The 11,825-nt window shown below is 62.7% G+C and carries 12 protein-coding genes; 5 read left to right on the forward strand and 7 right to left on the reverse strand.

Features of this window, described 5'->3' with window-relative positions; genetic code table 11:
• The first annotated feature begins 29 nt into the window (after positions 1-29).
• Positions 30-797 carry a metallophosphoesterase family protein gene (locus ACFQ2S_RS15480; protein ID WP_386075800.1) on the forward strand — a complete coding sequence of 256 codons (768 nt, stop codon included), beginning with the start codon at positions 30-32 and terminating at the stop codon, positions 795-797.
• Positions 790-1,212 (forward strand): hypothetical protein, encoded by a 423-nt coding sequence (locus ACFQ2S_RS15485; protein WP_386075802.1) that lies wholly within the window; start codon positions 790-792, stop codon positions 1,210-1,212. The genes ACFQ2S_RS15480 and ACFQ2S_RS15485 overlap by 8 nt, the downstream gene beginning before the upstream one ends.
• 63 nt (positions 1,213-1,275) lie before the next feature.
• On the opposite strand, the gene ACFQ2S_RS15490 is transcribed toward ACFQ2S_RS15485, so the two are convergent.
• The gene (locus ACFQ2S_RS15490; protein ID WP_386075804.1) at positions 1,276-1,983 is read right to left on the reverse strand and encodes a VPLPA-CTERM sorting domain-containing protein; all 708 of its coding nucleotides are present in this window, start codon (positions 1,981-1,983) and stop codon (positions 1,276-1,278) included.
• 334 nt (positions 1,984-2,317) lie between these two features.
• Entirely contained in the window at positions 2,318-3,757 is a 1,440-nt protein-coding gene (locus ACFQ2S_RS15495; RefSeq protein ID WP_386075805.1) for an O-antigen ligase family protein, read from the reverse strand.
• Positions 3,758-3,942: 185 nt separating this feature from the next.
• Between ACFQ2S_RS15495 and ACFQ2S_RS15500 the strand changes: the two genes are divergently transcribed.
• Positions 3,943-4,278 carry a hypothetical protein gene (locus ACFQ2S_RS15500; protein ID WP_386075807.1) on the forward strand — a complete coding sequence of 112 codons (336 nt, stop codon included), beginning with the start codon at positions 3,943-3,945 and terminating at the stop codon, positions 4,276-4,278.
• A gap of 525 nt (positions 4,279-4,803) precedes the next feature.
• Here ACFQ2S_RS15500 and arsB read toward each other — a convergent pair.
• From arsB to ACFQ2S_RS15525, 5 genes are all read right to left on the reverse strand, one after another.
• Positions 4,804-5,853 (reverse strand): ACR3 family arsenite efflux transporter, encoded by a 1,050-nt coding sequence (arsB, locus tag ACFQ2S_RS15505; protein WP_386075808.1) that lies wholly within the window; start codon positions 5,851-5,853, stop codon positions 4,804-4,806.
• 19 nt (positions 5,854-5,872) lie between these two features.
• Entirely contained in the window at positions 5,873-7,141 is a 1,269-nt protein-coding gene (gene arsJ, locus ACFQ2S_RS15510; protein ID WP_386075810.1) for an organoarsenical effux MFS transporter ArsJ, read from the reverse strand.
• Positions 7,141-8,151: an ArsJ-associated glyceraldehyde-3-phosphate dehydrogenase gene (locus tag ACFQ2S_RS15515; RefSeq protein ID WP_386075812.1), complete on the reverse strand. Its 1,011-nt coding sequence runs from the start codon at positions 8,149-8,151 to the stop codon at positions 7,141-7,143. The genes arsJ and ACFQ2S_RS15515 overlap by 1 nt, the downstream gene beginning before the upstream one ends.
• A gap of 96 nt (positions 8,152-8,247) precedes the next feature.
• A complete protein-coding gene (locus ACFQ2S_RS15520) occupies positions 8,248-9,105 on the reverse strand; it encodes an arsenate reductase/protein-tyrosine-phosphatase family protein (RefSeq protein WP_386075814.1) in 858 nt (285 codons plus the stop codon).
• A 480-nt stretch (positions 9,106-9,585) separates the two neighbouring features.
• A complete protein-coding gene (locus tag ACFQ2S_RS15525) occupies positions 9,586-9,756 on the reverse strand; it encodes a hypothetical protein (RefSeq protein WP_386075815.1) in 171 nt (56 codons plus the stop codon).
• A gap of 107 nt (positions 9,757-9,863) precedes the next feature.
• Between ACFQ2S_RS15525 and ACFQ2S_RS15530 the strand changes: the two genes are divergently transcribed.
• Both ACFQ2S_RS15530 and ACFQ2S_RS15535 read left to right on the forward strand, forming a co-directional pair.
• Complete coding sequence (locus ACFQ2S_RS15530; RefSeq protein WP_386075816.1) at positions 9,864-10,910, forward strand: TRAP transporter substrate-binding protein; 1,047 nt, start codon at positions 9,864-9,866, stop codon at positions 10,908-10,910.
• A gap of 113 nt (positions 10,911-11,023) precedes the next feature.
• Positions 11,024-11,824, forward strand: coding sequence for a TRAP transporter small permease subunit (locus ACFQ2S_RS15535; protein WP_386075817.1), 801 nt, complete (start codon positions 11,024-11,026; stop codon positions 11,822-11,824).
• Position 11,825: the final 1 nt, after the last annotated feature.

The raw sequence follows: 11,825 nt of genomic DNA on the forward strand, positions 1-11,825 counted from the left end.
CCCGCACAAGGGAGAACACGGAACTACCGATGATCCGGAGCCTGCTGAGCCGAAAACAGAAAAAGACCGAAACCGCGCCTGTCTATCCGGCGGCGGGAGATCGGCTCTATGTTGTCGGCGACATCCACGGACGTTTCGACCTTCTGCGGTCGATGATGGCGCGGCTGGCGGCCGACCACGCGGCAGCCCCGCGCGACGGGCGGAAGCCGAAGCTGGTGTTCCTCGGGGACTACATCGACCGAGGCGACCGCTCCAGCGATGTGTTGGAGGCGATGATGCGGTTCGGCAACGAGCCGATCTTTCTCAAGGGAAACCACGAAGCCGCCCTGCTCGCCTTTCTCGAGGATCCGGAGCGCAACAAGTCATGGCTGCGCTTCGGCGGGCTCCAGACCCTCGCGAGCTACCAGATCCGTTTCCCGTCGATGGACGGACCGCGCCATGAACTGCGCGATACGGCGATCCAGCTACGGCAAAAGATGGGGGCGCATGTCGAGTTCCTTGAGAAAATGCCCCTCTCCTACAGATCCGGCGATGTAGTCTGCGTTCATGCCGGGCTCGACCCGCAGGCCCCGTCCATGACCGACGAGGAAGCGGTGCTCTGGGGGCGATCTAACTTCGTCGAGACCGGCGGCGTCAATGGCATGCTCGTGGTTCATGGGCATTACGACGCCCCCGACCCCGTTGTGACGTCGCGGCGGATCTGCCTCGACACCGGCGCCTATTATTCCGGGCGTCTCACTGCCGCGCGCATCGACGAGGACGTCAAGATCATCACCGTGGACGTCCTGGATGACTGAACGGCCGATCGCCGTAGCCGCATCGGCGGCGGATGTGGGCGTGCTGACGCGGCTGATCTGCCTCACGATGTTCATGCTGGCGCTGGCGGCATCGCTCTGGCTGAGCCTGTCGGATCACCTGCCGGACCTGGTGGTTCGGACCATTCAAGGACGGCAGGAGCTGGCGCATTTCGGAATGCACACCTTCCTCTCCGCGCTTGCCGCCCTTGCGTTTCCGCAACACCGGCTTCGCGTCGTCTTCGGAATTCTGGTATTTGCCGTTGCAGTCGAGCTGGCGCAGACAACCACGGTGACGCGTCAGGTCACGGCCGGGGATCTGACGGCCAACCTGTCGGGCGCCGTCCTCGGCTGCGGTCTCATCTTCGCCATGCGCGGCTTCGTGCTGCAGGGTCACGGCAGCCGCCCCGGCCGCTAGAACCCAAAAGGGGCCCCGCTGGAGGCCCCGTTAATCCGCATTACGATATGATAACGGTCCGGATCAGGCGACCTTGCGCCGGCGCCGAGCCACGGCAAGGGCGCCGAGGCCGCCTATCAGCAGCAGGCCGGAGGCCGGGAGCGGGATGGGCGCGGCCGGGAAGCCCGGGTTCGAGCCCACGGTATATCCGCTCACGAGGTTCTCGCCCACGTTGTTGGTGTTCTGAAGCCAGAACAGCTCGTAGGCACCGCTAACCCAGCCAGTGCCGGAGTTCAGCGTCGACAGGATCGAGTTGGCAAAGGCAACCGCCCCGACCTCACCGGTATCGGCATAATCCGTCGGCTCGGCGTAGAAGGTCTTGGTGGCGCTGCTCTCGAAAGCCAGCGTGTAGGGGTTGCCCGAAGTCTCGTAGACAACTTCGTAAAGCGCCAGCTGGAAACCCGAGGAATAGATCTCGTTGGTCGTGAAATCGAGCGACATCGGATCGGCGATGTCGAACAGCGCCTGGATCGCAGTTTCCTGCTGATCGGTCAGGTCCACGCCACCGTTGCTGAACGGCCAGTTCGTGACGGTATACTGCTGGTTCTGGATCAGCGGCCTTTCGAGATCCAGCGAGAAAGCCGTGAAATCGAAGCTCGACGTGTCCGGAAGCGTGGCGGTCAGCTCGAAGGCACCCGCCGTGGCCTGGCCACCGCTGAGGTTGGAACGTGTCTTGAATGTATCCCACTTGTAGTCGCCCGGATATCCGAGCGGACCCGGGGTCCACGACATGTTGAAGCTGCTCGCAGAAACGGCCGACGCAGCCAAAGCCAATCCACCGGAGACCGTCAAAGTCGTCAGAAATCTTGCAAACATCATATTGCCCCAAAATACCAAAGCGCGGCGCTCGCACACTGCCCAATTCATATTGGGACATCCCGGTGAGGTCAAATCTTGATTAACGATTCCGCCCCAGTTTCACCGGACTCCTGTGGTTTCCACGAATTGGCGCAAATTCAGCACAGTCAGCACGCAAACGCCGTCTGGATGAGCACATGAAAGCCCGGCATTTTTAGGCCGGTCCGCTCGCAACAGCGAATCGACGGCGAGCGATTCTTGCCGGGTCCTACGATCTCCGGGATCCGGCACGCTTGCGTCCGCCGGAGCCGCGGGCGAGTTCGGTGGAGGAGATGCTCTGCGCCCAGCCCAGGCCGAGGATGGCCGCGAAAGCAGCGGGGACCGCCGGGATCTGCAGGCTGAAATCGACCAGCGAATGGAGCGCCGCGACGACGAAACAGGCCAGCGCAAAGGCGGGCACGACACGGTTCCGCCGCCGACGGAACACACCGAGCAGCAGCCGCCAGCCGATCATCCCGAGCGCGAGATAGAAGGCCGCCACAGCCGGCAGGCCGAACTCGTAGGCGTTCTCGAGATAGCTGCTGTGCGCCATCGCCCATTCGCCGGCGCCCGCCGCGACGAGCGGCACGTAGGCTCGGAAGGTGTCGTGGAATGCCCCGGCGCCATGCCCGAGCAAAGGCCGATCGAGCGCGCCTTCGACGACATAGGGATAAACCTCGAAGCGCAGATCCGGACCCGTGGTTTCCAGTCGCTCCAGAAGGAACCCGGAACTCGTCAGGAGCACGAAGGCGGCGATTGCCGCCACCATCGCCCAGACCATCCGCATGTTGCCGCCCTTCGGGCTGCGGAGCGCCAGGGCGAACACCAGCAGACCGATCAGCCCGGAGGCGCCACCGGCCCGGGAACCGGTCAGGATCAGCGCCGCAAGGCAGATCAGCCCGCCGAGCCCGAACAGCCACCCACCGGCAAAGAAACGTTCGAGAAAATTGCGCAGGCTCGCCAGCGCCGTACCGCCCTCGCCCCCCGCCGTGATGCCGGTGTAGGCGGCAAAATTGGCGAGCACGCCGAAGGCCGCATAGGTCGCGTAGGAATTCCGGTTGGTAAAGCTCGCACGCACGGCGTTGCCCTCGGCCTCCGACCCGATCAGCGGGTTGACCCCGGAAATCTGCGCCTGGATGCCGTAGACGGCCAGCACCGTCGAGAAGACGGCGATGGCCCGGATGAAATCCGTCGCCAAGGCACTCGAGCCCGCGCTACGCAGAATGACCCAGAAGATCATCGCGTAGCAGGTCAGCCGCAACACCACCTGCTGCCCGAGCTCCGGCCGGGCCGAGATCGACTGCCCCCCGCCACCCGGGGCGATCTGCCAGATCGGATGCGCCATTGGCTCCGCCATGCCGCCGACAGTCTGAACCTGCAGCCAGACCAGCGCCGCGAAATAGAGCAGAGCCACGGGCAATACCCTTCGCGCAACCGATGGAACACCGTTGTGGAAGTCGAGCAGAACCTGGAAGCCGAACAGGAAAAGCGTTCCCGCGTAGAGGAAAGCCCAAGCGATCGGGGTCATGCCACCGTTCAGAAATGACACGGCGAGCGCCAGTGCGAGCATCGCCCATCCGATGATGGACTGTGCAATCTCCCCGAGCTTCAGCGACCCGTTGTCGTGCCCGACGCCGAAGCCGCTCGCCGAAAATCGTCCACTTGCCATCGCAAAGGTTCCGTCCGCTCAATCTTTCAGCGCAGGCTATAGGGCAAGAGGCTCCCGAACGATAGGATTCTGACCATAGAACGCATTACCCACACGCAATCAACCCGAAGCCACATTGTTCGTTTGACCGCAAACTTTGCCCCATGCTAGTCAATCTCCAAAACTTTCGATTGGAGCCGTTTGAGATGACGAAGCTTGAGGATTTACTCGTGGGCTTGCTGAACAGGTTGTTTTTGGCCGCTGCAGTGTCGGCTTTGATGGCTGGAAGCGCTTTCGCAGTAGACTTCCCCACTTCTTCGTGCACCGGAAGCGACATGAGAAACGCTTACGATGCTCTCGAAGCCCTGTTTGACGCTGCGGCAGGCGACGACGAGTTGCAACAGATCTACGCAAATCAGGCGACGTATCTCAACACGTGTTGCGGCACTACCAGCCCTCAAAAGCTTTGCGCCTGCCATAGTCCGAGTGTCGCAAGTGCCGTATCTTTGACTTATAACCAGCAAAATTGCACCTCGGGCTAGCGACCGCTGTCGAGAGTTCTAGAAACATGCAACATCTTGCCTAGCAGGCGTTGCCACTCAACTACACTTCGTGCCAGCCTTAAAAGGATGGCATCTTAATTGTTGCATTCCTTCAGCCGAAAATTATTTTTTGGTTCCCGGTATAGGCCACGCAAACGGGCTATCCCGGCGAGGCAAAGGGTAGGCAATGATCGGACGGAGTGTAGGCACAGCCATACTGGCAGTGGCCATCAGCGTTTCCGGCGCAAGCGCGCAGCAGGCGAGTTGCCAGGATCCCAACGTTAACAGGGCCTACAACACGCTGGGAGTCTACGCGTTGTTTGCAGCGTTGTTCGGCAATCAGGATGCCTATCAACTCTATACCGGCAGCCGGACATGGCTGCTGAACTGCTGTGTCGAAAGCAGCGACACGAGCACTTGCCTCTGCCACAGCCCCAACGTCGCCAGCCCTGTCACCGGCGTCTGCGGATAGGCGCACTCAGGGAGAGCAGTTCCGCCCCCCCCTGCAAGCGCGCCTTGCCGCGCTTACCGTGGCGGTGCGGCCTCATAGGCCTGGTCTGCCTCCCCCACGTCGAACTTCTGCCGCGTACGGTTGGCGAAGGCCACGAGCGAGAGCATAACAGGCACCTCGACCAGCACTCCGACCACGGTCGCCAGGGCCGCCCCGGAGCCGAGGCCGAAGAGGCTGATCGCAACGGCGACCGCCAGTTCAAAGAAGTTCGACGTGCCGATCATCGCGCAGGGCGCGGCGATCCGGTGCGGCACCTTTAGCGCCCAGGCGGCGCCGTAGGCGAGCGCGAAGATCGAGTAGCTCTGCAGGACGATCGGAACCGCGATCAGCAGGATCGCTGCCGGCTTTGCGACGATGATCTCGGCCTGCAGGGCAAAGAGGATCACCACGGTCACGGCCAGCGCCACGGCGGAGACGGGCGAGACCCTGGCCTTGAAGGCGGCGATGGCATCGGGCGTGCCGAGATGGCGGCGGGTCATCAGGCCCGCGACGAGCGGCAGCACGATGTAGAGCACGACCGACAGCAGCAGCGTCTCCCACGGGACGGCGATCTCGGTTACGCCCAGCAGGAAGGCCACGATCGGGGCGAAGGCCACGACCATGATGAGGTCGTTCACCGTCACCTGCACGAGCGTGTAGTTCGGATCGCCCCGGGTCAGGTTCGACCAGACGAAGACCATCGCCGTACAGGGTGCCGCGCCGAGCAGGATCAGCCCGGCGATGTATTGCTGGGCGTCGGCGGGGGCGATCCAGGGGGCGAAGATGTGCTCGAAGAACAGCACGGCGAGCAGCGCCATGGTGAAGGGCTTGATCAGCCAGTTGACCACCAGCGTGATGATCAGCCCCCTGGGAGCCTTGGCGACATCGTGGATCGAGCCGAGATCGACACCGATCATCATCGGGTAGACCATCGCCCAGATCAGCACCGCGACCACCAGGTTCACCGAGAAGAGCTCCGCGCCGGCGACAAAGGTGACGAGGCCGGGGGCGACATTGCCGAGGACGAGGCCGGCGAGCATGGCCAGCCCGACCCAGATCGTGAGGTAACGTTCGAAACGGGACATTGGAGGGACTTTCGATAGTTCAGGTAGGTGCGGTCCGGGGCGCGCCCGCGTGGAGCTGGCGCGTCGCGAGCCAGGAGAGGCCGGCCATCAGCGCGGCGGTGCCCAGCGTCAGGGGCAAGCCGCCGACCTGGTAGCTCAGACCGGACAGGAGGGTGCCGAGCAGCCGCCCGGCGGCGTTCGACATGTAGTAGAAACCCACGTCCATCGTGACCCGGTCATCCCGCGTGAAGGCAAGGATCAGGTAGGAATGGACCGAGGAATTGACGGCGAAGACGAAGCCGAACACCATCAGCCCCGCCACCAGCGTGATTGTCAGCCAGTTGGTCGGCGCGCCTGCCACCAGCGCGCAGAGCGCGAGCGCCGCAGGGATCAGCGTGAGCAGACCCACCCATTGCACTGCCAGCGCGACGATCTGGTCGGTGGTCTTGTCCTTCGCTTTCAGCAACCCCGGCGCCCAGGCCTGCACCGCGCCATAGGCGATGATCCAGAGCGCCATGAAGGTGCCGATCTGGAAGAAGGCCATGCGGTTGCCGGCCTCTGAGCCGTCGGAGAGCACCGCGTAGAAGTAGATCGGGATGCCGACCACGAACCAGACGTCGCGCGCGCCGAACAGGAACACCCGGGCCAGCGAGAGCAGGTTCACGTTGCGTTCTTTGGAGAAGACCTCCTTGAACTTCGCCCCCTTGCGGCCCTGCGGCAGACCGCTCGGCATGAAGATCGCGATGGCGACAAGGATCGCCGCCAGCACCGCCGCCATGGCGATAACCGATCCGATGAACCCGACCGTGCCGAGCAGCACCGTGCCGAGCAGGAAGCCCACGCCCTTCACCGCGTTCTTCGACCCGGTGAGATAGGCAACCCAGCGGAACAGCCCATCGCCCGTGTTGGGCGCCAGCAGTTTCACGGCCGATTTGGAGGACATCTTGGAGAGGTCCTTGGCCACGCCAGACAGCCCCTGCACGACCATCACGTAGACGACCGAGGCCGCAAGCCCCCATTCCGGGTCCAACCCGGCGAGCGCCAGCAGCGCCACGATCTGGATGCCGAGCCCCGCGTAGAGCGTCGAGGTCAGCCCGAACCGCGCCGCGATCCAGCCCGCCGAGAGGTTCGTCACCATGCCCATGAACTCGTAGAGCAGGAACAGGTAGGCCAGCTGGATCGGCGAGAAGCCCAGCGTGTGGAAGTGCAGCAGCACCAGCATCCGCAGCGCGCCATCGGTGAGCATGAAGGCCCAGTAGGCGGCGGTTACGGCGATATAGGCCGAGAGGCCCTGTTTGCGGTCGTCCATCACAGGTTGTCCACGACAAGCCGGGTGACATCGGCCAGGCGGAAGGCATAGCCGAATTCGTTGTCGTACCAGGCATAGATCTTCACCTGGGTGCCGTTCACGACCATGGTCGATAGCGCATCGATGATCGAGGACCGCTCGTCGTTGATGTAGTCGCAGGACACCAGCGGGCGGGTTTCGTAGCCGAGGATGCCGGCAAGCTCGCCCTCGGAGGCGGCCTCGAAAAGGGCGTTGACCTCCTCGACGCTGGTCTCGCGTTCGACCTCGAACACGCAATCGGTGAGCGAGGCGTTCAGGAGCGGCACGCGCACGGCATGGCCGTTCAGCCTACCCTTCAGCTCCGGGTAGATCAGCGTGATCGCGGTGGCCGATCCGGTGGTGGTCGGGATCAGCGAGTTCAGCGCGGAGCGGGCGCGGCGCATGTCCTTGGCGGGCTTGTCGACGATGGTCTGGGTGTTGGTCACGTCGTGGATCGTGGTCATCGAGCCGTGCTTGATGCCGATCCCCTCATGGATGACCTTGACCACCGGCGCGAGGCAGTTGGTGGTGCAGGAAGCGGCGGTGACGAGGTTGTGCTGCGTGGGGTCGTAGATGTCGTGGTTGACGCCATAGACGAGGTTCACCGCGCCACCATCCTTGACCGGGGCGGACACGACGACTTTCTTCACGCCGGCATCGTAATAGGGCTGCACCTTCTCGCCGGTCTTGAAGACCCCGGTGCAGTCCACCACCACGTCGATCCCCATCTCCTTGAGCGGCAGATCCTCGATCCGCTTCTCACGGGTCAGCCGCATTTTCTGGCCATCGATGGTCAGGCTGTCCGCGTCATGCGAGATATCGGCAAGCCAACGGCCGTGGACGGTGTCGAACTCCATCAGAAGCGCGTGCTGTTCCGGGTCGCCTGCCGCGTCGTTCAGCAGCACGATCTCGCCGTTCAGGCCCCGGTCGATGAAGGACCGCATCGCCAGCTTGCCCATACGCCCCAACCCGTTGATTGCGATTCTCGTCATGGTGTCGTGGTCCGTTTCACTTGTGTTCGTGGATTTTCAAAGGTCGGCGCGGCCACGCATAGCTGGCCGCGCCGCGATCTCCTTGTGAAGCTTTGATTACGCCTGCTCGGGAACGTCCGAGACCTGCCCGATGTCGTCCAGCCGCGCCTGCAGCGAGAACTTGTCGAGCGTCGCGATGGGCAGGTTCATGAAGATCGAGATCCGGTTGCGCAGCATCCGGTAGGTCTCGGCAAAGGCGAGCCGCCGCTCCGCTTCGTTGCCATCGGCCCGAACCGGGTCGGGAACGCCCCAATGGGCCGACATCGGCTGGCCGGGCCAGACGGGGCAGATCTCGGCGGCGGCCTTGTCGCAGACGGTAAAGACGAAATCGAGCCGCGGCGCGTCGACGCCCGAGAACTCTTCCCAGTTCTTGGTGCGGAGCGCCGAGGTGTCGTGCTCGAGGTTCGCGAGCAACTCCAAGGTGAACGGGTGCGGGCCTGTCGAGGCAGGCATCGACCCGGCGGAGAATGCACGGAAACGGCCCTCCCCCTCTTCGTTCATGATGGATTCGGCGATCAGGGAGCGGGCGGAGTTACCCGTACAGAGAAAAAGGACATTATATGTATCCTGGGCCATGGGGGCCTCCAACAATTTCTTGGAACGTTCGGCGACGGGGTAGCAGAGCTCCGGGCGCGACTGGCAACAGCCCTCCAGCAGGAAGGACAACAGATCCCGGATCTCGTCGGTATTGGCGGTGTATCGCAGGTTGCGCCCTTCCCGGACCCGACGGATCAACCCGGCGTTTAGCAGGACGGACAGGTTGTTCGACAGGGTGTTGAGGCGAATTCCGAGCGTTTCAGCGATCTCCCCCGGCAGACGGCCATGCGCGCCGGACTGCACGAGGATTCGAAAAATATCGAGCCTCAGTGGCTGAGAGAGAGCGAAGAACGCCTCGGATGCCGTTTGCTTTTCCATAATTCACGAATAATGGAAGCGTTAGGCTCGGTCAACCGGATTTCGCGGCCCGCGCGACGGAACCTTCTCCAGTTTCGAGCGTTTAATACCGTGCAGCCGACAAGAGCCTGGCCGTGTCGCGCTGCTCTGCAGCACGGCATCCGGAACCAGATTTGATACCTTAGGTACATTTAAATAATTCCTGGGTTGCCATTCCGGGGCCTCGAGCTTTATCCTGTGCGGCAAGGCAGCAATAAGAGCAGGAGGTGCACAATGCATCCTAACCATGGCTACCAGATGCTGACCGGAGTTCGGCGCCACCGCGCCCGGATGATGTTCGGCAGCATGAAGGATCTTGCCGCTCCAATTCGCTTGTTCTGGCGAACGGTCAGATCCTGAACAAACGCAGGGCCGCCGGCACCCCCGGCGGCCTTCGTCGTTTCAGACGGCCCAACTTCTGTCGATATCCTCCAATCGCCCCATGCGCCCGGTCACAACCGCTCAAGTCAATCGATTGATTTGAGTAATGCCCATTTTGCCGTCGCGCACGCGGTTGACAGGGCGAGGGTCGAGACGGCCATACTCGGACCAGGGAGAGCCGACGAAGCGGAAACGCAGCGTCGGCGAAAAGGAGGGGAGATCAGCCACATAACCCGCTGTGACGGTCGCCATGGCCGCATACGGGTTTGTTGGTATTGAAATTCTGCACCGAGACCGGGCAGAACAGATGATATTGGAAAGAAAAGCAGACCAATATCGCATGTCTAGGGAGGACAACAATGAACACCAAGCTTTTCGGCTTCCTTGCCGGCACGACTGTCGCGGTCGCGGGGGCCGCCACGGCACAGGAAACCTTCGAGATGACCTCGGCCTTCGGGAAGAACCTGCCGATCCTCGGCACGGCCGGCGTCGATTTCGTCGACAAGATCAACTCGATCTCGGAAGGCGTGGAGTTCGAGCATTTCGACCCCGGTGAACTGGTCCCGACGCTGGAGGCGCTGGACGCCGTATCCAACGGCTCGGTCGATGCGGCCTTTACGACCGCTGGCTACTGGCAGGGCAAGATGGCCTCCGCCGGCCTGTTCGCGGCCGTGCCTTTTGGCCCGGAGCCGGGCGAGATGCTGGCCTGGATGATGTATGACGACGGGCTCGCGCTCTACCAGGAGATGTACGACATGAACGGCTACGACGTTCACGTCATCCCCTGCGGCATGTACGCGCCCGAGACCTCGGGCTGGTTCAAGGAGGAGATCACCTCCCTCGACGACCTTCAGGGTCTGAACATGCGCTTCTTCGGCCTCGGTGCCGAGGTCATGCAGAAACTAGGCGTCTCGACCTCGCTGCTCGCCGGTGGCGACATCTTCCCGGCACTTGAGCGCGGCGCGATCGATGCGACCGAATTCTCCATGCCGCTGGTCGACGCCCGGCTCGGCTTCTACCAGATCGCCAAGTTCAATTACTTCCCCGGCTGGCACCAGCCGGCGACGATCTTTGAACTTCTGGTGAACAAGGATCGCTGGGAAGAACTGGACGAGCTGTCGCAGAACCAGATCAACGTGGCCTGCACCGCCAACCTTGCGACCAACTTTGCCGAGGGAGAAGCCAAGAACTTCCCCGCCATGGTCGAGAACGTCGAACAGCACGGCGTGACGATCAAGCAGTGGGAGCCCGAGTTCCTCGAAGCCTTCGAAGCCGCCTGGCTTGAGGTGGCGGAGGAACTGGCCGCCAAGGATGAGCACTTCGCCAAGACCTGGGCCGATCTTCAGGAGTTCCGCGAAGGTTACGCCACCTGGTTCAACAACATCTACCTGCCGCGCCCGCGCTGATCCGCCGGCACGCGGCGATCGGACGGGGCCTCAGGGCTCCGTCCACCAGGCACGGGCCCTGCGCGGCCCGGTGCCGCTGATACCCTTTTCACAGCCATAAGAGGCCCTCCGAGATGTCCGACCACCAGGAACCTGTCGTTGCCCTCTACGATCCGGGCGAGATCGGACGGGAGGAACACAACCGCGCCGACAGATTTGTCATCGGTGTCGGCAACATCGTGGCTTGGCTGTTCCCGATCCTTGTCGTGGCGATCTGCGCCCAGGTGCTGCTCCGCTCTGCCGGGCACAACCAGGCGTGGCTCGACGATCTGCAATGGTGGCTCTACGGGATCGCCGTTCTGACGGGCGTTGCCTATGCCGTGACCACGAACAGCCATGTCAGGGTGGACATCCTCTTCGACAACTATTCCGACGAACGGAAGACCCGGATCGACATCTTCGGCCTTGTCTGGCTGTTCCTACCCTTTGTGATCCTGTGCTGGGACATGACGCTTCATTACGCAATCTCGTCGATCTCGGCCTGGGAGCGCTCCGACAGCCCGAACGGATTGCACAACCTGTGGATTCTCAAGGTCCTGATGAACCTGGGCTTCGTGCTGATGGGCGTCGCGGCCTGGGCCGCCTATGTGCGCCTTCTCGGGCGACTGACCCGTCCGGTACGCTGGAAACGCCTGCTCTTTGCGTTCCCTTCGACCATGTATCTGGCCAACCTTCTGGTCTACTACGCGCTCTGGTGGGGCACCCGGCTCAGCCTCCCTGCCGATACCGACGATCGCTCGATCACCAAGGAGCCGATCTTCGGCACCTGGGACGTCGGCAGCCAGGAAATCCCCTACACGATCCTGATCTCGCTGGCGCTCACCCTTCTGCTGATCGTCGTATTCTGGCTGCGCGACCGCGCCTCGGGGGAGTAAC

Source organism: Tropicimonas aquimaris (assembly GCF_042676185.1).
Lineage (GTDB): Bacteria > Pseudomonadota > Alphaproteobacteria > Rhodobacterales > Rhodobacteraceae > Tropicimonas > Tropicimonas aquimaris.

Excerpts from the sequence above, each read along its gene's own strand:
- ACFQ2S_RS15480 (WP_386075800.1), top strand. The coding sequence starts at position 30 with ATGATCCGGAGCCTGCTGAGCCGAAAACAGAAAAAGACCGAAACCGCG.
- ACFQ2S_RS15485 (WP_386075802.1), top strand. The coding sequence starts at position 790 with ATGACTGAACGGCCGATCGCCGTAGCCGCATCGGCGGCGGATGTGGGC.
- ACFQ2S_RS15490 (WP_386075804.1), bottom strand. The coding sequence starts at position 1,983 with ATGTCGTGGACCCCGGGTCCGCTCGGATATCCGGGCGACTACAAGTGG.
- ACFQ2S_RS15495 (WP_386075805.1), bottom strand. The coding sequence starts at position 3,757 with ATGGCAAGTGGACGATTTTCGGCGAGCGGCTTCGGCGTCGGGCACGAC.
- ACFQ2S_RS15500 (WP_386075807.1), top strand. The coding sequence starts at position 3,943 with ATGACGAAGCTTGAGGATTTACTCGTGGGCTTGCTGAACAGGTTGTTT.
- arsB (WP_386075808.1), bottom strand. The coding sequence starts at position 5,853 with ATGTCCCGTTTCGAACGTTACCTCACGATCTGGGTCGGGCTGGCCATG.
- arsJ (WP_386075810.1), bottom strand. The coding sequence starts at position 7,141 with ATGGACGACCGCAAACAGGGCCTCTCGGCCTATATCGCCGTAACCGCC.
- ACFQ2S_RS15515 (WP_386075812.1), bottom strand. The coding sequence starts at position 8,151 with ATGACGAGAATCGCAATCAACGGGTTGGGGCGTATGGGCAAGCTGGCG.
- ACFQ2S_RS15520 (WP_386075814.1), bottom strand. The coding sequence starts at position 9,105 with ATGGAAAAGCAAACGGCATCCGAGGCGTTCTTCGCTCTCTCTCAGCCA.
- ACFQ2S_RS15525 (WP_386075815.1), bottom strand. The coding sequence starts at position 9,756 with ATGGCGACCGTCACAGCGGGTTATGTGGCTGATCTCCCCTCCTTTTCG.
- ACFQ2S_RS15530 (WP_386075816.1), top strand. The coding sequence starts at position 9,864 with ATGAACACCAAGCTTTTCGGCTTCCTTGCCGGCACGACTGTCGCGGTC.
- ACFQ2S_RS15535 (WP_386075817.1), top strand. The coding sequence starts at position 11,024 with ATGTCCGACCACCAGGAACCTGTCGTTGCCCTCTACGATCCGGGCGAG.